At 64.6% G+C, this 22950-nt stretch carries 17 protein-coding genes and 3 rRNA genes; 17 read left to right on the top strand and 3 right to left on the bottom strand.

The window, feature by feature from the left end:
- Window positions 1-12 precede the first annotated feature (12 nt).
- From VUN84_06225 to VUN84_06240, 4 genes are all read left to right on the top strand, one after another.
- Window positions 13-1218 carry an argininosuccinate synthase gene (locus tag VUN84_06225; GenBank protein ID XAS65254.1) on the top strand — a complete coding sequence of 402 codons (1206 nt, stop codon included), beginning with the start codon at window positions 13-15 and terminating at the stop codon, window positions 1216-1218.
- A 25-nt stretch (window positions 1219-1243) separates the two neighbouring features.
- Window positions 1244-2707 carry an argininosuccinate lyase gene (gene argH / locus VUN84_06230; GenBank protein XAS65255.1) on the top strand — a complete coding sequence of 488 codons (1464 nt, stop codon included), beginning with the start codon at window positions 1244-1246 and terminating at the stop codon, window positions 2705-2707.
- A 111-nt stretch (window positions 2708-2818) separates the two neighbouring features.
- A complete protein-coding gene (locus VUN84_06235) occupies window positions 2819-3346 on the top strand; it encodes a pyridoxamine 5'-phosphate oxidase family protein (GenBank protein XAS65256.1) in 528 nt (175 codons plus the stop codon).
- A 42-nt stretch (window positions 3347-3388) separates the two neighbouring features.
- On the top strand, window positions 3389-4129 hold the full coding sequence (locus VUN84_06240) for a maleylpyruvate isomerase family mycothiol-dependent enzyme (protein XAS65257.1): 741 nt from the start codon (window positions 3389-3391) through the stop codon (window positions 4127-4129).
- Between the two features lie 51 nt (window positions 4130-4180).
- On the opposite strand, the gene VUN84_06245 is transcribed toward VUN84_06240, so the two are convergent.
- Together VUN84_06245 and VUN84_06250 are read right to left on the bottom strand one after the other, a co-directional pair.
- The gene (locus VUN84_06245) at window positions 4181-4702 is read right to left on the bottom strand and encodes a methylated-DNA--[protein]-cysteine S-methyltransferase (GenBank protein ID XAS65258.1); all 522 of its coding nucleotides are present in this window, start codon (window positions 4700-4702) and stop codon (window positions 4181-4183) included.
- Window positions 4699-6228, bottom strand: coding sequence for an AlkA N-terminal domain-containing protein (locus VUN84_06250; protein ID XAS65259.1), 1530 nt, complete (start codon window positions 6226-6228; stop codon window positions 4699-4701). Before VUN84_06250 ends, VUN84_06245 begins: the two co-directional genes overlap by 4 nt.
- Window positions 6229-6319: 91 nt before the next feature.
- Between VUN84_06250 and VUN84_06255 the strand changes: the two genes are divergently transcribed.
- From VUN84_06255 to rrf, 8 genes are all read left to right on the top strand, one after another.
- Window positions 6320-6964, top strand: a complete 645-nt coding sequence (locus VUN84_06255) for a DNA-3-methyladenine glycosylase (GenBank protein ID XAS65260.1) — start codon at window positions 6320-6322, stop codon at window positions 6962-6964.
- Between the two features lie 87 nt (window positions 6965-7051).
- On the top strand, window positions 7052-7597 hold the full coding sequence (locus VUN84_06260; protein ID XAS65777.1) for an adenine phosphoribosyltransferase: 546 nt from the start codon (window positions 7052-7054) through the stop codon (window positions 7595-7597).
- Between the two features lie 183 nt (window positions 7598-7780).
- Window positions 7781-10009, top strand: a complete 2229-nt coding sequence (locus tag VUN84_06265; GenBank protein ID XAS65261.1) for an AAA family ATPase — start codon at window positions 7781-7783, stop codon at window positions 10007-10009.
- Window positions 10010-10098: 89 nt separating this feature from the next.
- Window positions 10099-11412 (top strand): tyrosine--tRNA ligase, encoded by a 1314-nt coding sequence (gene tyrS, locus VUN84_06270; GenBank protein XAS65262.1) that lies wholly within the window; start codon window positions 10099-10101, stop codon window positions 11410-11412.
- Window positions 11413-11932: 520 nt separating this feature from the next.
- Window positions 11933-13456: ribosomal RNA gene (locus tag VUN84_06275) — 16S ribosomal RNA — on the top strand.
- 391 nt (window positions 13457-13847) lie between these two features.
- The gene (locus VUN84_06280; GenBank protein XAS65263.1) at window positions 13848-13979 is read left to right on the top strand and encodes a hypothetical protein; all 132 of its coding nucleotides are present in this window, start codon (window positions 13848-13850) and stop codon (window positions 13977-13979) included.
- A 17-nt stretch (window positions 13980-13996) separates the two neighbouring features.
- A 23S ribosomal RNA gene (locus VUN84_06285) occupies window positions 13997-17122 on the top strand.
- A 203-nt stretch (window positions 17123-17325) separates the two neighbouring features.
- Window positions 17326-17442: ribosomal RNA gene (rrf, locus tag VUN84_06290) — 5S ribosomal RNA — on the top strand.
- Together the 16S, 23S and 5S rRNA genes form the textbook arrangement of a ribosomal RNA operon.
- A 354-nt stretch (window positions 17443-17796) precedes the next feature.
- Here rrf and VUN84_06295 read toward each other — a convergent pair.
- On the bottom strand, window positions 17797-18840 hold the full coding sequence (locus tag VUN84_06295) for a hypothetical protein (protein XAS65264.1): 1044 nt from the start codon (window positions 18838-18840) through the stop codon (window positions 17797-17799).
- Between VUN84_06295 and VUN84_06300 the strand changes: the two genes are divergently transcribed.
- The 5 genes from VUN84_06300 to VUN84_06320 are packed head-to-tail and all read left to right on the top strand — an operon-like array spanning window position 18829 to window position 22950.
- Window positions 18829-19803: a hypothetical protein gene (locus VUN84_06300; GenBank protein ID XAS65265.1), complete on the top strand. Its 975-nt coding sequence runs from the start codon at window positions 18829-18831 to the stop codon at window positions 19801-19803. The two genes, VUN84_06295 and VUN84_06300, sit on opposite strands and share 12 nt — an antisense overlap.
- A gap of 6 nt (window positions 19804-19809) precedes the next feature.
- Window positions 19810-20799 carry an HAD-IIA family hydrolase gene (locus tag VUN84_06305; protein XAS65266.1) on the top strand — a complete coding sequence of 330 codons (990 nt, stop codon included), beginning with the start codon at window positions 19810-19812 and terminating at the stop codon, window positions 20797-20799.
- Between the two features lie 10 nt (window positions 20800-20809).
- Entirely contained in the window at window positions 20810-21088 is a 279-nt protein-coding gene (locus VUN84_06310; protein ID XAS65267.1) for a hypothetical protein, read from the top strand.
- Window positions 21075-21902 carry a TlyA family RNA methyltransferase gene (locus tag VUN84_06315; GenBank protein XAS65268.1) on the top strand — a complete coding sequence of 276 codons (828 nt, stop codon included), beginning with the start codon at window positions 21075-21077 and terminating at the stop codon, window positions 21900-21902. Before VUN84_06310 ends, VUN84_06315 begins: the two co-directional genes overlap by 14 nt.
- Window positions 21903-21924: 22 nt before the next feature.
- Window positions 21925-22950: an NAD kinase gene (locus VUN84_06320; protein ID XAS65269.1), complete on the top strand. Its 1026-nt coding sequence runs from the start codon at window positions 21925-21927 to the stop codon at window positions 22948-22950.

Consider the following 22950-nt stretch of genomic DNA (forward strand, 5'->3'; position numbering starts at 1 on the left):
GGAGCAATTGAAGTGACTGAGCGTATTGTGCTGGCCTACTCCGGTGGCCTGGATACTTCCGTAGCTATCGGCTGGATCGGTGAAGCAACCGGCGCCGAGGTCATCGCCGTGGCGGTCGACGTCGGGCAGGGCGGTGAGTCCCTCGAGACCATCCGCCAGCGGGCCCTCGGCTGCGGCGCCGTGGAAGCCTACGTCGCCGACGCGTCCGATGAGTTCGCCAACGAGTACTGCATGCCGACGTTGAAGGCCAACGGCCTGTACCAGGGCCACTACCCGCTGGTCTCCGCCATCTCCCGCCCGGTGATCGTCAAGCACCTGGTCAAGGCTGCCCGCGAGTTCGGTGCCACCACGGTGGCGCACGGCTGCACCGGCAAAGGCAACGACCAAGTCCGCTTCGAAGTCGGCATCCAGACCCTCGGCCCGGACCTGAAGTGCATCGCACCGGTCCGCGACCTCGCCCTGACCCGCGACAAGGCCATCGCCTTCGCCGAGGAAAAGGGACTGCCGATCGAGACCACCAAGAAAAACCCGTACTCGATCGACCAGAACGTGTGGGGACGCGCCGTCGAGACCGGCTACCTTGAGGACATCTGGAACCCGCCCACCAAGGACATCTACGACTACACCGCCACCCCGGAATTCCCGCCGGCCCCGGATGAAGTCACCATCTCCTTCGAGGCCGGCATCCCGGTCGCGATCGACGGCGTGAAGGTCACCCCGCTGCAGGCCATCAAGGAACTCAACCGGCGTGCCGGTGCCCAGGGGGTGGGCCGGATCGACGTTGTCGAGGACCGGCTCGTCGGCATCAAGTCCCGGGAAGTCTACGAAGCACCCGGAGCCATGGCGTTGATCACTGCGCACAAACACCTCGAGGACATCACGGTCGAACGTGAACAGGCCCGCTTCAAGGCCACCGTCGGCCAGCGCTGGTCCGAGCTGGTCTACGACGGCCAGTGGTTCTCCCCGCTCAAGCGCTCCCTGGATGCCTTCATTGAGGACACCCAGCGCTATGTCACGGGCGACATCCGCATGAGCCTGCACGGTGGCCAGGCCGTCGTTAACGGCCGCCGCTCCGACACCTCGCTCTATGATTTCTCCCTCGCCACCTACGACACCGGTGATACCTTCGACCAGTCCATGGCCAAGGGCTTCATCGAGCTGTGGGGCATGTCCGCCAAGGTCGCCTCCGGCCGTGACATCCGCGTCGCAGGGCAGTAACCGGATGGCTGAGACGAATCCGAAGATGGACCCACGCCCGCAGGGGTCCCAGGCCGGGCAAAGCGAGGTCGGGGGGCGCTCGGGGACCAACACCGGTGCACTGTGGGGCGGCCGGTTTGCCGGTGGCCCCGCGGACGCCCTCGCCGCGCTGAGCAAGTCCACCCACTTCGACTGGCGGCTGGCCCGTTATGACATCGCCGGTTCCAAGGCGCACGCCCGCGTGCTGCACAAGGCCGGGCTGCTCGACGAGGCCGAGCTTGAGGGCATGCTGGCCGCCCTCGCCCAGCTGGATGCTGACGTTGCCTCCGGCGCCTACCTGCCGGCGGAGTCTGATGAGGACGTGCACGGTTCGCTGGAACGCGGCCTCATTGAGCGCGCCGGGAGCCAGCTCGGCGGGAAGCTCCGCGCCGGCCGGTCCCGTAACGACCAGGTAGCCACCCTGGGCCGGATGTTCCTGCGCGACCACGCCCGGATCATTGCCCGCGGCGTGCTCGCAACGGTCGATGCCTTGATCGGCCAGGCCAAGGCGCACCAGGGCGTGGCCATGCCCGGCCGCACCCACCTCCAGCATGCCCAACCGGTCCTGCTCAGCCACCACCTGCTCGCCCACGCCTGGGCGCTGCTGCGTGACGTGCAGCGGCTGGCGGACTGGGACAAGCGGGCGGGGGTTTCGCCGTATGGCTCCGGCGCCCTCGCAGGCTCCTCGCTGGGCCTGGACCCGGAGGCCGTCGCCGCGGAGCTGGGTTTCTTCTCCGCCACGCACAACTCGATCGACGGCACCGCATCCCGCGATGTTTTTGCCGAGTTTGCCTGGATCACGGCCATGATCGGTGTGGACCTGTCCCGGGTCTCGGAGGAAGTGATCCTCTGGGCCACGAAGGAATTTTCGTTCGTGACCCTGCACGATTCCTACTCCACCGGTTCCTCGATCATGCCGCAGAAGAAGAACCCGGACGTCGCCGAGCTGGCCCGCGGAAAGGCCGGCCGGCTGATCGGGAACCTGACCGGACTCCTGGCCACTCTGAAGGGTCTGCCGCTCGCGTACAACCGCGACCTGCAGGAGGACAAGGAACCGGTCTTTGATGCCGCCGACACGTTGGAAGTCCTGCTCCCGGCCGTCGCCGGCATGATCGCGACACTGACGTTCAATACCGAGCGGATGGAGTCCCTGGCTCCTCAGGGCTTCGCACTGGCCACCGACATTGCCGAATGGCTGGTCCGCCAGGGGGTTCCGTTCCGCGAGGCGCATGAGCTCTCCGGTGCCGCCGTCAAGCAGGCCGAAAGCCGCGGCGTGGAGCTGTGGGACCTGACGGACGCGGAATACGCCGGCATCTCCGAGCACCTGACGCCGGAAGTCCGCACGGTCCTGTCGACACAAGGTTCGCTGAACAGCCGGAACTCCCAGGGCGGCACCGCACCGGCCGCCGTCGAGCGCCAATTGCTGGCCCTCGAAGGTGAGCTCGCCGGGGTCCGCCGGTACGCCGGCTAGCTTCCGCCGCATCAGGGGCCATGCCCCACGCACCCCACGAGTTGGCACTTCGCGACATTGTTTTTCGGACACTGCCGCCAAGTGCCAACTCGCGGCGCTTAAGGTGGATGCATGAGTCAAACCTTCCGCCAGATGCTGCGCGCCCTGCCCGATTTCCCTGAACAGCTCCCGGACTTCGACCCGGCCACGGCCCCCGCGGACCCGGCGGTGCTGTTCCGGCAATGGCTCATCGAGGCCCTGGACGCGGGCGTGGCCCAACCCAACGCCTGCAGTCTGGCCACCGCGGATGGGCTCGGTCAGCCGTCCTCCCGGATGCTGATCCTTAAGGACATCGACGACGACGGCTGGCACTTCGCCACGTCCCGGGCCTCACGCAAGGGCCGGGAGCTAGCGGCGAATCCGCAGGCCGCGCTGAACTTCTACTGGCAAGAGCAGGGCCGGCAGGTCCGCGTCGCCGGCAGCGTTGTGGAGTTGTCCACTGCTGCGTCCGCGGACGACTGGCACGCCCGGCCCGGCGCCGACGGCAGCGACAACCCGGACTGGCAGTTGTACGCCGTTCAGCCGCGCGAAATTGAGTTCTGGCAGGCCCGGCACGACCGCCGGCATCTGCGCCACCGCTACGGCGCGGCGGCCTCTTAGTTAATCCGGATTCATCGAGAACGCTCGGTTAGGATGTTCGCCATGACTCCAATCACTCCGGAACAACTGCTGGACGAACTCCGCCGCGCCGCCGGCGCAGTGACGGACATTATCGCCGGACTGGCCGAGGACGACGTCAAGTCGCCCTCGGACCTGCCGGGCTGGACCCGCGGCCACGTTTTGGCCCACGTCAACGGAATCGCCACCGCGATGGCGCGCCAGGTGGAATTCGCGTCCCGCGGAGACTCCGTCGAGCTTTATGACGGCGGTTTCGAGGGCCGGACCCGGGCCATCGAGATGGCGGCCGGCCACAGCCTCGCGGAACACCGGGCCGACGTGGAGGCGGCCCTGAGCCGTGCCCTGCAGGCCTTTGGTGCGCTGGACGGCGCAGGCTGGCAGGCGCCGATCAGCTTCCGCGGGGGAGCCGCGTTCGACGGCGGGCTGGCCCTCTGGCGCGAGCTCACCATCCACGCCACCGACCTCGGTACCGGCCGCGGCCCGGAAACCTGGAGCCGGCCGTTCTGCGAGCACCTGTTCGACTTCCTGGCTGCGCGCGTTCCGGACGGGCAGCGGTTTGTCCTGCAGCCGCTCGGCCTGCCGGCCGTGGCCCTCGGCGCCGCCGGAGGCCGGTCGACGGCCATCAACGGAATGCTGACCGACATTGCAGCCTGGCTCGCGGGACGGACGCCGACGCTGGGCAGCCTGCGGGCCACAGCGGCGGCCGACGGCGTCGACCTCCCTGCGCTGCTGCCCTGGCCGGCGGGGGTGCCCGTCACCCGCTGAACGGTTCCCGGAGTGAGGCGCCGCGCCCAGGTGCGACACGGGCGCGGGCGCTTAGCCCGGCGCTGACGGGAGAAGTGCCTGCTGCCGTTCACGGGCCAGCAGGCTCTCCTTGATGGCCAGCCCCCAGCGGAAGCCGCCCAGGCTGCCGTCGGAGCGGATGACCCGATGGCAGGGTACGAACAGCGCCGCAGCGTTGAAGGCGCAGGCGCTGGCCGCTGCCCGGACGGCTTTGACGTTGCCGGACAGCTCCGCATACTCGGTGTACGTCACAGGATGTCCCGGCGCGACGGTGCGGAGCATATCCCAGGCGTGGCCGCGGAACGGACCGGACTTCTGCAGCACTGGAACCTGCATTGCAGGTGCCGGATTGCCGGCATAAAACTCCGCCACGGCTTCCGAGACGGCGCCCAGCCGGGGAACGGTTTCGTATTCGCCGGGCAGCAGGCCCGGGTGGATCTGCCCGGTCAGCTCACCGGGAACCGCGGTCCACCCGGAGGCAAGCACCACGCCGTCCCGGGCAATGATGGTGAAGGGTCCATCCGGGGTGGACATGGTCAACAACTGGGCTTTCATGGTGTCGCTTTCTTCGCAGGGGGTGTCGGTTTCCGCGCGGCGGCCTGGGCAGCGGCCGCCACGCGCCACAGGTGCATTGTGGCGTAGGAGCGCCAGGGGCTGAGCTCGCGGAAATCAGGACTCGAGCCGGCACCGGGGGACTCCGGCACGCGCCCAGGGCCTGTGGCCAGGGCGCGGATGCCGTTACGCACCGCGGCGTCGTTGGCCAGGAACACGTCGGGGGCGCCGATGACGCGCATCGCCACATAGCCCACTGTCCAGGGCCCGACGCCGGCAAGCGGCAGCAGTTTGGACTCCAGCCCTGGCAGGTCATCGCCGTAGCCGAAGTCGAGCGCACCCGAGGCCATTGCGGCTGCCGCCCCCCGGATCGCGTCAATACGGCGTTGCGGGCCCCGGATCAGTTCGAAACCGCCGGCGGCGATCTGCCCGGCTGTGGGGAACAGCCGGTGCAAGGTTCCGGAGGGAACCAGACACCCGCCCCCGGCGGCAGAGAGCCGCACGAGAGCGGTCCGGGCTGCGGCCACCGTGATCTGCTGACCGATCATGGCCCGGATCAACAGCTCCTGGGGGTCGACGGCACCCGGCAGCCGGATGCCCGGACTGGCCGCCACGATGGCTGCCAGCCGGGAGTCACCTCCCAGTGCGCTGTCGATGGCGACCGGATCGGCGTCGAGGTCCAGCAGCCTCCGGACCCGGCTGAGCAGGGATGGCAGGTCCCGGAGGTCAACGGCGCCGATGGTCAGCACCAGCGGACGGCCCGCTGCGACGGCGTCGTAGTCCACCCGGAACCGGGCGTCACCGTGGGCCAGGCGCAGCGTCCGGGCGTAGAAAGTGGGCGAGCCTTCCTCGATGCCGGGGATGGCGCGGACCGCCAGGAAACCGAAGACCCCCGGGTCGAACGGCTCGCGGTAGGGCAGGTTCAGCGTCAGGGCAGTGGACTCCCCGGCGGTTCCGGCGGGGAGGCGGTGGTGCCGGGCAGTGGCCCTCAGCGCCGAGGGCGTCATGGCGAAGACCCCGCCAATGGTCTCGTTGAACTGCCGGACGCTGTTGAAGCCGGCCGCGAAGGCAATGTCCGCGACTTTCATTGCCGTGGAGACAAGCAGGGTGCGCGCGGTCTGGGCCCGGCTGGCCCGCGCCAGGGAGAGGGGCCCGGCGCCGAGCTCGTGGCTGAGGATCCGGTTGAGCTGGCGGGAGGAGTAACCGAGGCTGGCCGCGAGCCCTTCCACGCCGTCGCGGTTGATCACCCCGTCGTTGATCAACCGCATGGCACGGCCGGCGACGTCGGAGCGGAGGTTCCAGGCGGGGGTGCCGGGAACAGCCTCGGGCAGGCAGCGCTTGCAGGCCCGGTAGCCGGCGTCGTGCGCGGCGGCGGACGTCTCGTAAAAGGTGACGTTCCCCGGTTTGGGGGTCCGCGCCGGGCAGGACGGCCGGCAATAGATGCCTGTGGTGCGGACCGCGGTGTAGAACTGCCCGTCGAACCGGGTGTCCCGGGCATCGATGGCCCGGTAGCGCTGCCAGAAGTCCATGCGTCCATCCTGCCAGCTTCCCGGCACCGCTGCTAGCGGGAATCGGACATGGCCGTGGAGGGGGATTAGGGGCTTTTGTTAAAGTCGGAGCATGATCATTCCGCCGCCCGGCAGCGCAGATCTCCGGACGTTTCTCTCCGCGGACGCCCGGCAAGTGGCTCCGTTGCTGCTCGGCGCGGTGCTGACGCACCAAGGGCATGATGGCCCGGTGTCGGTGCGGATCACGGAAGTGGAGGCTTACCTGGGCCCGCACGACTCGCTGCACCCGGACCCGGGCTCGCACACATTCCGCGGAGCCACCGCGCGCAACGCCCCGATGTTCGGCACGGCCGGCCATCTGTATGTCTACTTCACGTATGGCATGCACCACTGCGCCAACATCGTGTGCGGGCCGGCAGGCGTGGCGTCCGCCGTGTTGTTGCGGGCAGGGGAAATCGTCGCAGGCGGTGACCTGGCGCTCACCCGCCGGCCGACGTCGAAGTCCGCCAAGGACCTGGCGAGCGGACCAGCCCGCCTTGCCACGGCGCTCGGCCTCACGACGGCGGACAGCGGCCGGGACGCGCTGGCGGCACCGTTCCGGCTGGAACTGCCGCCGGCCCGTGCTTCAGAGATCAGCGCCGGACCCCGCGTCGGAGTCTCCGGCGCCGGCGGCTCCGCCGACTACCCGTGGCGGTTTTGGCTCACCGGGGACCCCACCGTCTCCCGGTACAAGGCGGCGAAGATACGGTTGCCCTGACGCCGCGGACATTCGGGGCCCGGCAAAAAGCGGGCAGGCAGAACCCCGTAAGGTTGACGGGTGAACCAACGCCAGATCCACCCCATCATGACCGCACCGAACGGCACTTCCCCGCACGTGGCAGGGCTCATCAACAGCCTGTGCGCCACCATCCCGGACCACCCCAAGCCCGGCATTGTCTTCAGAGACCTGACCCCCGTCTTCGCGGACGGGACCGCACTGCGGGCGGTGGTCAACGCTCTGGTGGAGCCATATGAAGGACAATTCGACGCCGTCGCCGGTGTGGAGGCCCGCGGGTTCCTGCTGGCGTCCGCCGCGGCGTACGCCAGCGGAACGGGCGTCATCACCGTCCGTAAAGCCGGAAAACTCCCGCGCGAAGTGGTCTCCGAGGACTACGCCCTTGAATACGGCAACGCCACCCTGGAACTGCACACCACGGACCTCGCTCCCGGCAGCCGCGTGCTGATCCTCGACGACGTCCTCGCGACGGGCGGCACGCTGGGCGCTGCGGTCAAGCTCTTCGAACGCTGCAGCGTGCAGGTCGCCGGCGTGGGAGTCGTCCTGGAGCTTGCTGATCTCCAGGGCCGTTCGGCGCTGGGCGGCCACCCGGTCAGCTCCTTGCTCCGCCTCTAGGCAATGTCCCTCCGCCGGACGGAAGCAAGCCGGACGGGAGCACTGGACGGGAGCGCTGGACGGGAGCGCTGGACGACTGCGACCTGCTCGATAGACTGCCTGCAAAAAACAGACATGTGCCGGTGGGAAGGCCGAAATGGTTGTAGAATGGTTGGTCTGTCTTTTTCGATAGGGGAACGTTCGATGCATGACGCTGATTTGGTCCATGAACGCGACTACGTGGCCGGACTTTATACCCGGTTGGATGAGTTGCGGGCGGAAAAGCGTGCCCAGCTGGCGCAGGTCCGGCGCGCAGGCGCGGTGGGCACCATGCAGAACGTTTCCGAGCGGGATGCGTTCGCGGCCCTGTACGAGGACCGCCTGGCGCAGCTGGACGCCGTCGACGACCGTTTGGTATTCGGCCGTCTAGACCTCGACTCGGGCGAAGCCCAGTACATCGGCCGGATCGGCCTGACCACCGAGGACCTCCAGCGTCTCATGCTGGACTGGCGTGCCCCGGAAGCCGGACACTTTTACCAGGCCACCGCGTTCGACCGGCAGGGTGTGCGCCGCCGCCGGCACCTCATCCTGCAGGGCCGCGAGGTTAAAGCGATCGAGGATGATGTCCTTGACGCGGACCTTCTCGCCGACAACGACTCCCTCCAGGGCGAGGGTGCCCTGCTGGCAGCTCTGAACTCCAAACGGACCGGCCGGATGTCCGACATCGTCGGAACCATCCAGTCCGAGCAGGACCGGATCATCCGGTCCTCAATCTCGGGCGCCCTCGTGGTCCAGGGCGGTCCCGGAACGGGTAAAACCGCCGTCGCGCTGCACCGTGCTGCCTACCTGCTGTATACCCACCGCGACCGGCTCAAGACCGCCGGCGTCCTGCTCGTGGGACCGTCGTCGTCGTTCATGAAGTACATCGAGCGGGTGCTTCCATCACTGGGTGAAACGGGTGTCGTGATGGCCAGTGTCGGCCGCCTGATGCCAGGAATCCATGCGGTCGCCGAGCCGGAATCCGAGGTCGCAGCCATCAAGGGCCGGTTGGAGATGGCCGACGTGGTGGCCAACGCTGTGGCCAACCGGCAACGCATACCCGCGGAAAACCGGGTCCTCGAGGTCGACGGACGCAAACTCCTCCTCACCCCCCGGCAGGTACGCCGCGCCCGGGACCGGGCGCGCTCCACCGGCAAGCCGCACAACGAGGCCCGCGTCTCGTTCGTGAAGATCCTGCTGCGCGAACTGACCGAGCAGATGACCGAACTCGTGGAAGCCGGCAGCATCGGCAACAACGCAGACCGCTCCTATCTGGCTGAAGACGTCCGCTCCGCCCGGGACGTCCGCATCGCTATCAACCTGTGCTGGATGCCCATGACGCCGGAGAAGCTCATCGGCGAACTCCTCACCCGGCCGGCGATCCTGGAAGCCTGCACCCCCCATCTCAGCCCGGCCGAGCGGGCACTGCTGCTGCGGCCCGCCGACGCACCGTGGACCGAAGCGGATGTGCCGCTGCTGGACGAGGCCGCCGAGCTGCTGGGCGAACTCGACGCTGCAGCCGGCAGGGGACTGGCCCAGCAGGAAAGCGACCGCGCACGCGACCTCGCCAATGCCAAGCAGACCCTGGTCAACATGGAAACCGCGGGCGTGGATGTCCTGATCTCCGCAGAGGAACTCGTGGACCAGAACCAGGAACGCGAGGCCCGGCTCACCGCGGCGGAGCGCGCTACGACCGACCGCAGCTGGGCGTTCGGGCACATCGTGGTGGACGAGGCGCAGGAGCTCTCGCCGATGCAGTGGCGGCTGCTGGTCCGCCGCTGCCCGCTAAAGTCCTTCACGATTGTCGGCGATATTGCCCAAACAAGCTCCGTGGCAGGTGCCAATTCCTGGCAAAGCGCCCTGGCGCCGATGTTCGGGGACCGCTGGCAACTCGAGGAACTCACCGTCAATTACCGCACGCCCTCGCAGATCGCCGAAGCTGCCGCCCGGATGGCCAACGCAGCTGGGCTTGTCGTATCCGCACCGAAGGCTGTCCGTGAGGGCCGCTGGTCACCGGTCATCGACCACGTCGAGCCTGGCCGGATCATCAGCAAGCTCGTGGAAGTCTTGCCGCAGGAGATCGAGGCACTGGAGGGGGGCCTGCTGGCGGTCATTGCCGACGGCGATCTCCTTCCGGAGGCTACCGCAGCCTTGCGCGCCGTCTACGGCCGGCGTGTCGGCACGGACGCCGGCAGCTATGAGCAGAACATCGTCGTCATCAGCCCCCGCGAGGCCAAGGGCCTGGAGTTCGACGGCGTCGTGGTGCTGGAACCGTCGGCGATGCTGAACCATGAGCACGGCCGGGTCGGCGACCTGTACGTGGCCATGACCCGGCCCACCCAGCGGCTGCGGCTCATCGCGTCCGCAGGAGTGCCGGCCGGCATCGAGGAGTAGGACCTGCCGGCTGCCGCCTGCCGTCCGGCGGCGGGTCGGCTGGGAGTCACACGCGCTGAGGGTGCCCTGAGCCTGCTAACTTAGATTCCGTGTCCCAGCTAAATGATCTCCGTTCCCAGCAGAATGACCCCAGCTTCGCCAACGTCTGGCAGGAGCTGAAATGGCGAGGCCTGGTCCACGTCTCAACGGATGAGGCAGAGCTGGAAAAGCTGCTCGCCGGTGACCCCGCAACGTATTACTGCGGCTTCGATCCCACCGCACCGAGTCTTCACCTGGGCAACCTGGTCCAGCTGCTGCTGATGCGCCGGATCCAGCTCGCCGGCCACAAGCCCCTCGGCCTTGTCGGCGGCTCCACCGGCCTGATCGGCGATCCGCGCCAGAGTGCCGAGCGCGTTCTGAACACTCCCGAGACCGTGGCGGAATGGGTCGGAAAACTGCAGGCACAGGTTCAGCGTTTCCTTAGCTTCGACGGCAACAACGCGGCCCGGATGGTCAACAACCTTGACTGGACCGCGCCGCTGAGCGCCATCGACTTCCTGCGGGGGATTGGTAAGCACTTCCGGGTCGGGACCATGATCAAGAAGGACATTGTCGCCAACCGCCTGAACTCCGATGAGGGAATCAGCTACACGGAATTCAGCTACCAGATCCTGCAGGGCATGGACTACCTGCAGCTTTTCCGCGACCACGGTTGCGTGCTGCAAACCGGCGGCTCGGACCAGTGGGGCAACCTCACCAGCGGCACGGAACTCATCCGCAAGGTCGAGGGCAAGCACGTCCACGCACTGGGTACACCCCTCATTACCAATGCCGACGGCACAAAGTTCGGTAAGAGCGAGGGCAACGCCGTTTGGCTGGACCCGGAGATGTGCAGCCCGTACGCCTTCTATCAGTTCTGGCTCAACACGGCGGACAGCGACGTCGCTGCGCGGTTGAAGGTCTTCACGTTCCTCACCCGGGCCGAAATCGAGGCCCTGGAGGCGTCCGTGGCCGAGAGGCCGTTTGCCCGTGAAGGACAGCGCAAGCTTGCTTACGAAGTGACCTCCCTGGTGCATGGGGTGGATGCCACGGAGAAAGTCATTGCCGCCTCGGCTGCGCTGTTCGGTAACGGAGACCTCGCAGTCCTGGACGAGGCCACCCTGAAGGCCGCCACGTCCGAACTTCCCTCAGCAACCGTCGCTTCGGACGGCTTGGGCATCATTGAGCTGTTGGTGGCTACCGGGCTGTCGGAGAGCAAGTCCGCCGCCCGCCGCACGGTGGGGGAGGGCGGCGCCTACGTCAACAACGCCAAGGTTGCGGACCCTGACACCGTGATTGAAGCCGGCCAGCTGTTGCACGGCCGCTATCTGCTGCTGCGGCGGGGCAAGAAGAACCTGGCAACCGTGGAGGTCACTGCGCCGTAACTGCGCCTTCCCGTCTACGCGCTCCCGCCCCGGTCCAGTTGCCAGGTCGGTCAGGAGCGTGTATTGTTTCTTCAGTCGCCACCGCAGAGTGGTGGCCAACCCCAACAAAATTAGAGAAGCGATTCTCCTGCCGCTGTCGTCTCCCCGGAGAACGATGCGACGGACGGATATTTACTTCTCATTCTGTTGGGAATAGTCAGTCCACTTAGTGAATTCCGAATGAATATCCGGATTTGCAAAGTGGATGTGAATGAAATAAGCTTGAAATATCGCAGCGAAGAAAAAGCGAAACAAAAGAATTCAATGATATTGAATGTTTTGATGATTACTTTGAATGTGTCTGTTGTTTGAGAACTCAATAGTGTGCCAAGTTTGTTGATACCAATTTATTGTATTGAATTGGTTGAATTGACTGGATTGCGCCACCCCGTGGTGTGGTCTGGTTTTTACAGCTGGTTTCAAATTTTGTGCAGCTGGCGCGTCCCGTTTTCCCGGGGGTGTTGGTTGTGTCTGTTTTACTTCAACGGAGAGTTTGATCCTGGCTCAGGATGAACGCTGGCGGCGTGCTTAACACATGCAAGTCGAACGATGATGCCAGCTTGCTGGTGGATTAGTGGCGAACGGGTGAGTAACACGTGAGTAACCTGCCCTTAACTCTGGGATAAGCCTGGGAAACTGGGTCTAATACCGGATATGACTCCTCATCGCATGGTGGGGGGTGGAAAGCTTTTTTGTGGTTTTGGATGGACTCGCGGCCTATCAGCTTGTTGGTGAGGTAATGGCTCACCAAGGCGACGACGGGTAGCCGGCCTGAGAGGGTGACCGGCCACACTGGGACTGAGACACGGCCCAGACTCCTACGGGAGGCAGCAGTGGGGAATATTGCACAATGGGCGAAAGCCTGATGCAGCGACGCCGCGTGAGGGATGACGGCCTTCGGGTTGTAAACCTCTTTCAGTAGGGAAGAAGCGAAAGTGACGGTACCTGCAGAAGAAGCGCCGGCTAACTACGTGCCAGCAGCCGCGGTAATACGTAGGGCGCAAGCGTTATCCGGAATTATTGGGCGTAAAGAGCTCGTAGGCGGTTTGTCGCGTCTGCCGTGAAAGTCCGGGGCTCAACTCCGGATCTGCGGTGGGTACGGGCAGACTAGAGTGATGTAGGGGAGACTGGAATTCCTGGTGTAGCGGTGAAATGCGCAGATATCAGGAGGAACACCGATGGCGAAGGCAGGTCTCTGGGCATTAACTGACGCTGAGGAGCGAAAGCATGGGGAGCGAACAGGATTAGATACCCTGGTAGTCCATGCCGTAAACGTTGGGCACTAGGTGTGGGGGACATTCCACGTTTTCCGCGCCGTAGCTAACGCATTAAGTGCCCCGCCTGGGGAGTACGGCCGCAAGGCTAAAACTCAAAGGAATTGACGGGGGCCCGCACAAGCGGCGGAGCATGCGGATTAATTCGATGCAACGCGAAGAACCTTACCAAGGCTTGACATGAACCGGTAATACCTGGAAACAGGTGCCCCGCTTGCGGTCGGTTTACAGGTGGTGCATGGTTGTCGTCAGCTCGTGTCGTGAGATGTTGGGTTAAGTCCCGCAACGAGCGCAACCCTCGTTCTATGTTGCCAGCGCGTTATGGCGGGGACTCATAGGAGACTGCCGGGGTCAACTCGGAGGAAGGTGGGGACGACGTCAAATCATCATGCCCCTTATGTCTTGGGCTTCACGCATGCTACAATGGCCGGTACAAAGGGTTGCGATACTGTGAGGTGGAGCTAATCCCAAAAAGCCGGTCTCAGTTCGGATTGGGGTCTGCAACTCGACCCCATGAAGTCGGAGTCGCTAGTAATCGCAGATCAGCAACGCTGCGGTGAATACGTTCCCGGGCCTTGTACACACCGCCCGTCAAGTCACGAAAGTTGGTAACACCCGAAGCCGGTGGCCTAACCCCTTGTGGGAGGGAGCTGTCGAAGGTGGGACTGGCGATTGGGACTAAGTCGTAACAAGGTAGCCGTACCGGAAGGTGCGGCTGGATCACCTCCTTTCTAAGGAGCACCTACAGCCACCTTGCCTCATGTATGTGAGTGTGGAGGGGTTGTCAGGAGTACGCCCGTTGCGCAGACGTAAGTTCTGCGGCGGGTGCTCACGGGTGGAATATCAACAAATAGCGGCCGCTGGTTTTTCCTGCGGCACTTAGTACGGTTCTGCACTTGTGTGGTTCCTGGAACGGTGTGCGGGGGGTGCTGGTGGTTTAGTGTTTGGCACACTGTTGGGTCCTGAGGCAACAGGACCGGTGGGGGGATGGCCTTTTGGGGTTGTTGTTCTGCCGGGACTTGTGTTTCTGGTTTCCTGGCTGCAGCGAGCACACGGTGTCGCCCCTTTTGCGGGGGTGCGTGTGGGGTGTGTGGTTTGGGGTTGTTGTTTGAGAACTACATAGTGGACGCGAGCATCTTTTATAAAGAAGCAATTTCCAAGAATATGAACCTGGATCTGGCTGCGCGTGGTGGCATTCCCTTTGTGGGGGTGTTGTTGGGTGTGGCTGGTTTTCGTGGTTCTCTCGAAAATTAGCGTTTTTGATCTTTTGTGGTCAAGTTTTTAAGAGCACACGGTGGATGCCTTGGCATTAGGAGCCGAAGAAGGACGTAGGAATCTGCGATAAGCCTGGGGGAGTCGATAACCGGACTGTGATCCCAGGGTGTCCGAATGGGGAAACCCCGCCAGGGGCGCGAGTCACCTGGTGACCCGCATCTGAACACATAGGGTGCGTGGAGGGAACGCGGGGAAGTGAAACATCTCAGTACCCGCAGGAAGAGAAAACAATAGTGATTCCGTCAGTAGTGGCGAGCGAACGCGGATCAGGCTAAACCGTTCCATGTGTGATAGCCGGCGGGCGTTGCATGGTCGGGGTTGTGGGACTTCCCATTCTGTCTCTGCCGGGACAGTGGGGTGTGTAGTGCAGGCATAGGTGAACGGTCTTGAAAGGCCGGCCAGAGAGGGTGTGAGCCCCGTAACCGAAATGTTGTGTACCGCCCGGGGAGTATCCCAAGTAGCACGGGGCCCGAGAAATCCCGTGCGAATCTGTCAGGACCACCTGATAAGCCTAAATACTCCCTAATGACCGATAGCGGACCAGTACCGTGAGGGAAAGGTGAAAAGTACCCCGGGAGGGGAGTGAAACAGTACCTGAAACCGTGTGCTTACAATCCGTCGGAGCAGCCTTGTAGCTGTGACGGCGTGCCTTTTGAAGAATGAGCCTGCGAGTTAGTGTTACGTCGCGAGGTTAACCCGTGTGGGGAAGCCGTAGCGAAAGCGAGTCTGAATAGGGCGTTGCAGTGGCGTGATCTAGACCCGAAGCGAAGTGATCTACCCATGGCCAGGTTGAAGCGACGGTAAGACGTCGTGGAGGACCGAACCCACTTCAGTTGAAAATGGAGGGGATGAGCTGTGGGTAGGGGTGAAAGGCCAATCAAACTTCGTGATAGCTGGTTCTCCCCGAAATGCATTTAGGTGCAGCGTTGCGTGTTTCTTACCGGAGGTAGAGCTACTGGATGGCTAATGGGCCCTACAAGGTTACTGACGTCAGCCAAACTCCGAATGCCGGTAAGTGAGAGCGCAGCAGTGAGACTGTGGGGGATAAGCTTCATAGTCGAGAGGGAAACAGCCCAGACCACCAACTAAGGCCCCTAAGCGTGTGCTAAGTGGGAAAGGATGTGGAGTTGCGAAGACAACCAGGAGGTTGGCTTAGAAGCAGCCATCCTTAAAAGAGTGCGTAATAGCTCACTGGTCAAGTGATTCCGCGCCGACAATGTAGCGGGGCTCAAGTACACCGCCGAAGTTGTGGATTTCAGATAGTAGCCAAGCCCTTGTGGTTCAGGCGTCTGGAGTGGTAGGGGAGCGTCGTGTGGGCAGTGAAGTCGCGGTGTAAACCAGCGGTGGAGCCTACACGAGTGAGAATGCAGGCATGAGTAGCGAAAGACGGGTGAGAAACCCGTCCGCCGAATGATCAAGGGTTCCAGGGTCAAGCTAATCTGCCCTGGGTAAGTCGGGACCTAAGGCGAGGCCGACAGGCGTAGTCGATGGACAACGGGTTGATATTCCCGTACCGGCGAAAAACCGTCCATGTTGAACAGGGGATACTAACTGCCCGAGACCTGCCTGACACCCCTTGTGGGTGGAGGGTTTTGGTGGAGCGCGGGACCTGATCCTGGGAGGCAAGCGTATTAACAGGTGTGACGCAGGAAGGTAGCCAAGCCGGGCGATGGTTGTCCCGGTCTAAGGATGTAGGGCGAACGGTAGGCAAATCCGCTGTTCATGATGCCTGAGACCCGATGGGACCCCCGTCAAGGGGGGATTTGGTGATCCTATGCTGCCGAGAAAAGCATCGACGCGAGGTTTTAGCCGCCCGTACCCCAAACCGACACAGGTGATCAGGTAGAGAATACTAAGGCGATCGAGAGAATTATGGTTAAGGAACTCGGCAAAATGCCCCCGTAACTTCGGGAGAAGGGGGGCCCCCATCGTGATGGACACCAGCTGTCCGGAGCGTGCAGGGGCCGCAGAGACCAGGGGGAAGCGACTGTTTACTAAAAACACAGGTCCGTGCGAAGTCGCAAGACGATGTATACGGACTGACTCCTGCCCGGTGCTGGAAGGTTAAGAGGACCGGTTAGCCGCAAGGCGAAGCTGAGAATTCAAGCCCCAGTAAACGGCGGTGGTAACTATAACCATCCTAAGGTAGCGAAATTCCTTGTCGGGTAAGTTCCGACCTGCACGAATGGAGTAACGACTTCCCCGCTGTCTCAACCATAAACTCGGCGAAATTGCAGTACGAGTAAAGATGCTCGTTACGCGCAGCAGGACGGAAAGACCCCGAGACCTTTACTATAGTTTGGTATTGGTGTTCGGAGTGGCTTGTGTAGGATAGGTGGGAGACGTTGAAACCCGGACGCCAGTTCGGGTGGAGTCATCGTTGAAATACCACTCTGGTCACTTTGGACATCTAACTTCGGCCCGTAATCCGGGTCAGGGACAGTGCCTGATGGGTAGTTTAACTGGGGCGGTTGCCTCCTAAAAAGTAACGGAGGCGCCCAAAGGTTCCCTCAGCCTGGTTGGCAATCAGGTGTCGAGTGTAAGTGCACAAGGGAGCTTGACTGTGAGAGAGACATCTCGAGCAGGGACGAAAGTCGGGACTAGTGATCCGGCGGTACATTGTGGAATGGCCGTCGCTCAACGGATAAAAGGTACCTCGGGGATAACAGGCTGATCTTGCCCAAGAGTCCATATCGACGGCATGGTTTGGCACCTCGATGTCGGCTCGTCGCATCCTGGGGCTGGAGTAGGTCCCAAGGGTTGGGCTGTTCGCCCATTAAAGCGGTACGCGAGCTGGGTTTAGAACGTCGTGAGACAGTTCGGTCCCTATCCGCTGCGCGCGCAGGAAATTTGAGAAGGGCTGTCCTTAGTACGAGAGGACCGGGACGGACGAACCTCTGGTGTGTCAGTTGTACTGCCAAGTGCACCGCTGATTAGCTACGTTCGGATGGGATAACCGCTGAAAGCATCTAAGCGGGAAGCTCGCTTCGAGATGAGATTTCCATACACCTTGTGTGTGAGAGGCCCCCAGCCAGACCACTGGGTTGATAGGCCGGATGTGGAAGCGAGGACTAACGACTCGTGAAGCTGACCGGTACTAATAGGCCGATAACTTACACCACACACCACCCGGGCAAACGATTCAAAAGCGTTTGCACCACCGGGAGGTACAAAGATAACAAGACTGCACGCGTCCACTATGTGGTTCCCAACCAACAAACCCGTTGCTTGCGAACACAACAAAATAACAACACCACAGTTGTAACCAAAAGTTTCCCACCACCACCCCCCCCACGGGGCCCCTGGTACGGTGCGGAGAAAAAGTTACGGCGGTCATAGCGTGGGGGAAACGCCCGGTCCCATTCCGAACCCGGAAGCTAAGACCCACAGCGCCGATGGTACTGCACCCGGGAGGGTGTGGGAGAGTAGGTCACCGCCGGAACACCATTAAACGGTCGAGAGCCCCTAACCACCAGGTCAGGGGCTCTCCCGCATTTAACCACCAAAACCAAACGGCACCCCGACAAGAACACCCCGGCACACCAGGGTCCCCAGGCCACACGTCTTGCCTGTGGCAATTTGTGCTTCCGGCCTGCTGGCGAGGGGTGATCGAGGCGCACTCACCTGCTTTGTGTGAGGCTTGACACCGGATGGTGCAGAAGTGCCTCCGCCGTTAGCCGGGCGCAGGGGTCTCGCTTAGAATTGACTGAGATATACGGACTTCGAAGCGCTTGATTTCGGGTTGCGTAAGGACGAAACACGGAATAGAGCGGCTGCGATTGCGCCAGTGGTCAGCTCATAACAGGAGGAATCCAGCATGGCTGAGCACAACGACGGTAACCGCGGCGGAAACGACCGCGGCAACTTTGGCGGCCGCTCTTCGGGTGGGGGAGGATTCCGCGGCACCAACAACTCCGGCGGCGATCCCCGGGGTTACCGTGCTCGCGATGACCGGGGCACTCAGGGAGAGCGCCCTTCCTCCAACGATCGTGACCGGAAGCCTTATGGTGACCGTGCCCCTCGTGAAGGTGGCGGGGAACGCCGCAGCTTCGGTGCCGGCGGCGGAGACCGGAAGCCGCCTTACAGCGGCGGTGCTGACCGTGACCGGAAGCCTTATGGTGACAGTGCCCCTCGTGAAGGTGGCGGGGAACGCCGCAGCTTCGGTGCCGGCGGCGGAGACCGGAAGCCGCCTTACAGCGGCGGTGCTGACCGTGACCGGAAGCCTTATGGTGACCGTGCCCCTCGTGAAGGTGGCGGGGAACGCCGCAGCTTCGGTGCCGGCGGCGGAGACCGGAAGCCGCCTTACAGCGGCGGTGCTGACCGTGACCGGAAGCCTTATGGTGACAGTGCCCCTCGTGAAGGTGGCGGGGAACGCCGCAGCTTCGGTGCCGGCGGCGGAGACCGGAAGCCGCCTTACAGCGGCGGTGCTGACCGTGACCGGAAGCCTTATGGTGACCGTGCCCCTCGTGAAGGTGGCGGGGAACGCCGCAGCTTCGGTGCCGGCGGCGGAGACCGGAAGCCGCCTTACAGCGGCGGTGCTGACCGTGACCGGAAGCCTTATGGTGACCGCGACAATCGCAAGCCGTTTGGCAGCCGTGAGGACCGTCCTGCACGTGGCTTTGACCGTGGCGAGTCCGGCCCGCGCCAGTTCGGTCGCGACCGCCCTGAGGACCGCCCGGTACGAGTGCCTAACGCCAGGGATCTCCGCAGTGCCAACCGTCCCGATCGCGAGCGGTCCCCGCAGATTGATGACGACGTCACGGGCAAGGAACTGGACCGCGCCACCCAGCACCAGATCAGGACCCTTGAGGACAACAGTGCCGAGTGGGTGGCCCGCCACCTCGTGATGGCTGGCCGCCTGATTGATGACGAGCCTGAGCTGGCGTTCCAGCACGCCCTCGCGGCCAGCCGCCGCGGCGGCCGCCTCGCCGCCGTCCGCGAAGCCGTGGGCCTCACCGCCTACGCCGCCGGGCACTACGGCGAAGCCCTGCGCGAGTTCCGCACGTACCGGCGCATCAGCGGGTCCAACATGCACCTGCCGGTCATGGCTGACTGCGAACGTGGACTCGGCCGGGCGGACCGCGCCCTGGAAATGGCGCGGTCTGAAGAAGCCAAGGACCTCGACGCCCCCGGCAAGGCAGAGCTTGCCATCGTAGCCGCCGGCGCCCGGACAGATCTTGGCCAGCTCGACGCTGCCGTCTCGGAACTGGAAATCGTCCAGCTCGACATCAACCGCGCTTTCTCCTACAGCCCGCGCCTGTTCCGGGCCTACGCTGAGGCTCTGGCCGCCGTGGGCCGCACGGCCGAGTCGGAGAAGTGGGAACGCCAGGCCGCCGTCGCCGAGAACGCCCTCGGTCTCGACGTGGCCGAGGACCCGGACATCATCGACCTCGGCTGGGATGAGGAAGAGGAAGCCCGTGAGGAAGCGCAGGAGCGCCGGCACCTCGCCGACCAGGCAGCCCAGCGTTCCGCCACGTCCGCTCAGGTTCCTGAGCACGAGGAGACGCCCCGAGCGGCCAGCGCCGAGGCGGTTGCCGGACTGCCGGAAGCAGCTGCCGCAGCCAGCGCCCTAGACGACGAATCAGACGACGGCGAATCAGATTTTTGGGAGTCCGACGACACGGAATCCGATGAGGATTCCGTCGAAAAGGACACCCTGGACCGCTCCGAGGTGCTCAGCGGCGATGACTCCGGCGAGACTGACTCCGGCGACGCTGACAGCAGCGATTTGTCTGAAGACCGTTCGCACGATGGTATCGACGGCGACGGCGACTCCCGCGTGCCGGACCGCTCCGAAGGCTGAGCGGGAATGGCAGACGCGGAGCTGATCGCGGCCTTCGATGCAGTCCTCTCCGACCTCGACGGCGTCGTGTACGCGGGCCCGCATGCCATACCGGGCGCGGTGGAATCGCTGCGCCGGCTCGCCGGGATCGGCGTCGGCCTGGTCTACGTCACGAACAACGCCTCCCGCACGCCCGCCCAGGTCGCGCAGCACCTGCGCGACCTCGGCGCGCCGGCGGCGGACCACCAGGTGGTCAGCTCCTCGCAGGCCGCAGCCGACTTGCTGGTGTCCCTGCTGCCGGCGGGTTCCCGCGTCCTGATCACCGGCGGTGACTCCCTCGCGCAGGAGATTGAAATGGCGGGGATGGTGCCGGTCCGCAGTGAGTCGGAGCGGCCCGTCGCCGTCGTCCAGGGCTTTCACCCGGACCTCGGGTGGAAGGACCTCGCGGAAGCCGCCTACGTCGTCGCCGGCGGAGCGCTGTGGGTCGCCACGAACACGGACATGTCCATTCCCCAGACCCGGGGCATGGCCCCGGGCAACGGCACCCTGGTCGCGGCGGTATCCGCAGCCACCGGGAAATGTCCCCTGGTTGCTGGCAAACCGGAAGCGCCGCTGTTCCATGCTGCCGCCAAACGCCTGGCAGCGGACCGGCCGCTGGTGGTCGGCGACCGGCTGGACACGGACATCCTTGGCGGCAACAACGCCGGATTCGCCACGGCGGCCGTTCTAACCGGCGTCGACACACGGGAGACGATCCTGGCCGCCCGCACCCTGGAACGGCCCACCTACCTCATCAACGACCTCACGGACCTCTACCGTCCCTACCCTGCCATTGAGCACGACGGCGTCCAGCACCGGTGCGGCGCGGCCTCCGCAGTCGTTCACGGGCGAAGCGTCCGCGTCAGCGGCGATCGCGGGGACCTCAACGCGTGGCGGGCGGCGTGCTCGGCCTGGTGGACGGCCAACCCGGAAACCTCCGCCGCCCTGGCCCCCGTCCTCGAATGGCCGGATGCCTAGACTGGAGACCATGACGGAGCCGAACCACATCCCCGAGACGGGCGCCAACGGGGACGAGCCCCGGGTCATCTGGCCCGCGATGCCGGGGGAGCGGGCCGATGCCTCCGGGCAGGCCACATCCGCAGACGCCGGGGTGGCCGCCGTGCTGGAGCGCCTCGGGACCCTGCCGGACCTGCCCGTGGCGCGGCACGGCGACATCTACGCCGGCCTGCACGACGACCTGCTGGCTGCCCTCAATGAGCCCATTACCACCACTGCCCGACGGGAACCCACGCATGAGCAGGCTTGACCAGGCCCTCGTTGGCCGTGGGCTGGCACGGTCCCGCACCCATGCCGCCCGCCTGATCGCCGAAGGCAAGGTCAGCTCGGCCGGTGAGGTGCTCGCCAAAGCCTCCCTGCAGGTCCACGACGATACGGTCCTCGACGTAGCCGCCGCGGATGAGGACAACTACGTCAGCCGCGCCGGGCACAAGCTGGCTGGCGCGCTGGACGCGTTTCCCGCCGTTTCGGCGGCAGGCAAGCGGTGCCTGGACGCCGGCGCCTCCACCGGAGGGTTCACCGAAGTGCTGTTGCGCCGCGGTGCGGGGCACGTTGTGGCCGTCGACGTCGGCCACGACCAGCTGGTCCCCGTGATCCGCAGTGACCCCCGCGTCTCCGTCCACGAAGGACTCAACGTCCGTTACATGACATCCGCGGAAATCGGGGGACCGGCGGACCTGACGGTGGCAGATCTTTCCTTCATCTCACTCACCCTCGTGCTGGCACCCCTCGCAGCATGCACCTTACCCGGCGGGGACCTGGTGCTCATGGTCAAACCGCAGTTCGAGATCGGCAAGGACCGGCTGGGCCGCACCGGCGTCGTGACCTCGGAGCGGGAGCGCCGCCTCGCGGTCGGCAAAGTCGCCGCCGAAGCGATGGACACGGGCCTGGAACTGAAGGGCCTCGCCAGCAGCCCGCTGCCGGGCCAGGATGGAAACGTCGAGTACTTCCTGTGGATTAAGCGCGGTTTTCGAACAGACCTGCCTAAGATCGAAGAGCGGGACGCAGCCGTTGCTGGGTTACTGCGAACGATCTGGCCCACCACACTCTGGCCCAACGACTAGAAGCACTAGAAGGCGGAACCCGATGAGCAGGCGTGTCCTCATCCTTGCCCACACAGGCCGTGAGGAGTCCCTCAAGGCTGCCTGGGAAGCGTGCGCCCGGCTCCACGGCTCCGGCATCGTTCCGGTGATGCTGAAGTCCGAACTCGGCGACATGGTCCGCTTCTTCGGACGCCTCGACCAGCCGGTCGAGATCCTCCACGACCACGTGATGCTGCCCGACGTCGAACTTGTGATGGTCCTTGGCGGCGACGGCACGATCCTCCGCGCCGCGGAACTGGTGCGGGAGGTCGATGTGCCGTTGCTGGGCGTCAACCTCGGACACGTGGGATTCCTCGCCGAAAGCGAAAGGGCGGACCTCGCCCAGACCGTCGAGTGGATCGCGAGCCGTGACTATACGGTGGAAGAGCGGATGACCATTGATGTCCAGGTCTGGGTCCGCGGCCAGAAAATCTGGCATACCTGGGCATTGAACGAGGCAGCGATCGAGAAGGGCAACCGGGAGCGAATGCTCGAAGTGGTCACCGAGGTCGACGAGCGGCCGCTGACGTCCTTTGGCTGCGACGGCGTCGTCCTGGCCACTCCCACCGGCTCCACCGCGTACGCTTTCTCCGCCGGCGGCCCCGTGGTCTGGCCCGAAGTTGAGGCGCTCCTGATCGTGCCGATCAGCGCCCACGCGCTCTTCGCCAAGCCGCTGGTGGTTTCGCCCAGATCCCGGCTCGCTGTGGAAATCCTGAACCGCACTGACGCGCAGGGCGTGCTGTGGTGCGACGGCCGGCGGTCTGTGGACCTGCCGCCGGGAGCGCGGGTGGAAGTCACCCGTTCGGCGACGCCGGTCCGGCTGGCGCGCACGCACCAGACGCCGTTCTCCGGACGCCTCGTCAGCAAATTTGAACTGCCCATCCAGGGCTGGCGCGGCCCCATGCCGCAGGCCGCCGCGATCCATACCGGGCCGGTGCCCGTGATCCGCACGCCCCGGCCGATGCCGCCGCTTTCGACGCCGCCGCCTGCCGGTCCGGGCGAGGCTTCCGATCCATCAACTGCGAAGTGA

The sequence above is a fragment of the Micrococcaceae bacterium Sec5.8 genome (genome assembly GCA_039636775.1).
Lineage (GTDB): Bacteria > Actinomycetota > Actinomycetes > Actinomycetales > Micrococcaceae > Arthrobacter.

Coding starts and splice junctions, on each gene's coding strand:
- argH (XAS65255.1), top strand. CDS start 1,244: ATGGACCCACGCCCGCAGGGGTCCCAGGCCGGGCAAAGCGAGGTCGGG.
- VUN84_06235 (XAS65256.1), top strand. CDS start 2,819: ATGAGTCAAACCTTCCGCCAGATGCTGCGCGCCCTGCCCGATTTCCCT.
- VUN84_06240 (XAS65257.1), top strand. CDS start 3,389: ATGACTCCAATCACTCCGGAACAACTGCTGGACGAACTCCGCCGCGCC.
- VUN84_06245 (XAS65258.1), bottom strand. CDS start 4,702: ATGAAAGCCCAGTTGTTGACCATGTCCACCCCGGATGGACCCTTCACC.
- VUN84_06250 (XAS65259.1), bottom strand. CDS start 6,228: ATGGACTTCTGGCAGCGCTACCGGGCCATCGATGCCCGGGACACCCGG.
- VUN84_06255 (XAS65260.1), top strand. CDS start 6,320: ATGATCATTCCGCCGCCCGGCAGCGCAGATCTCCGGACGTTTCTCTCC.
- VUN84_06260 (XAS65777.1), top strand. CDS start 7,052: ATGACCGCACCGAACGGCACTTCCCCGCACGTGGCAGGGCTCATCAAC.
- VUN84_06265 (XAS65261.1), top strand. CDS start 7,781: ATGCATGACGCTGATTTGGTCCATGAACGCGACTACGTGGCCGGACTT.
- VUN84_06305 (XAS65266.1), top strand. CDS start 19,810: ATGGCAGACGCGGAGCTGATCGCGGCCTTCGATGCAGTCCTCTCCGAC.
- VUN84_06310 (XAS65267.1), top strand. CDS start 20,810: ATGACGGAGCCGAACCACATCCCCGAGACGGGCGCCAACGGGGACGAG.
- VUN84_06315 (XAS65268.1), top strand. CDS start 21,075: ATGAGCAGGCTTGACCAGGCCCTCGTTGGCCGTGGGCTGGCACGGTCC.
- VUN84_06320 (XAS65269.1), top strand. CDS start 21,925: ATGAGCAGGCGTGTCCTCATCCTTGCCCACACAGGCCGTGAGGAGTCC.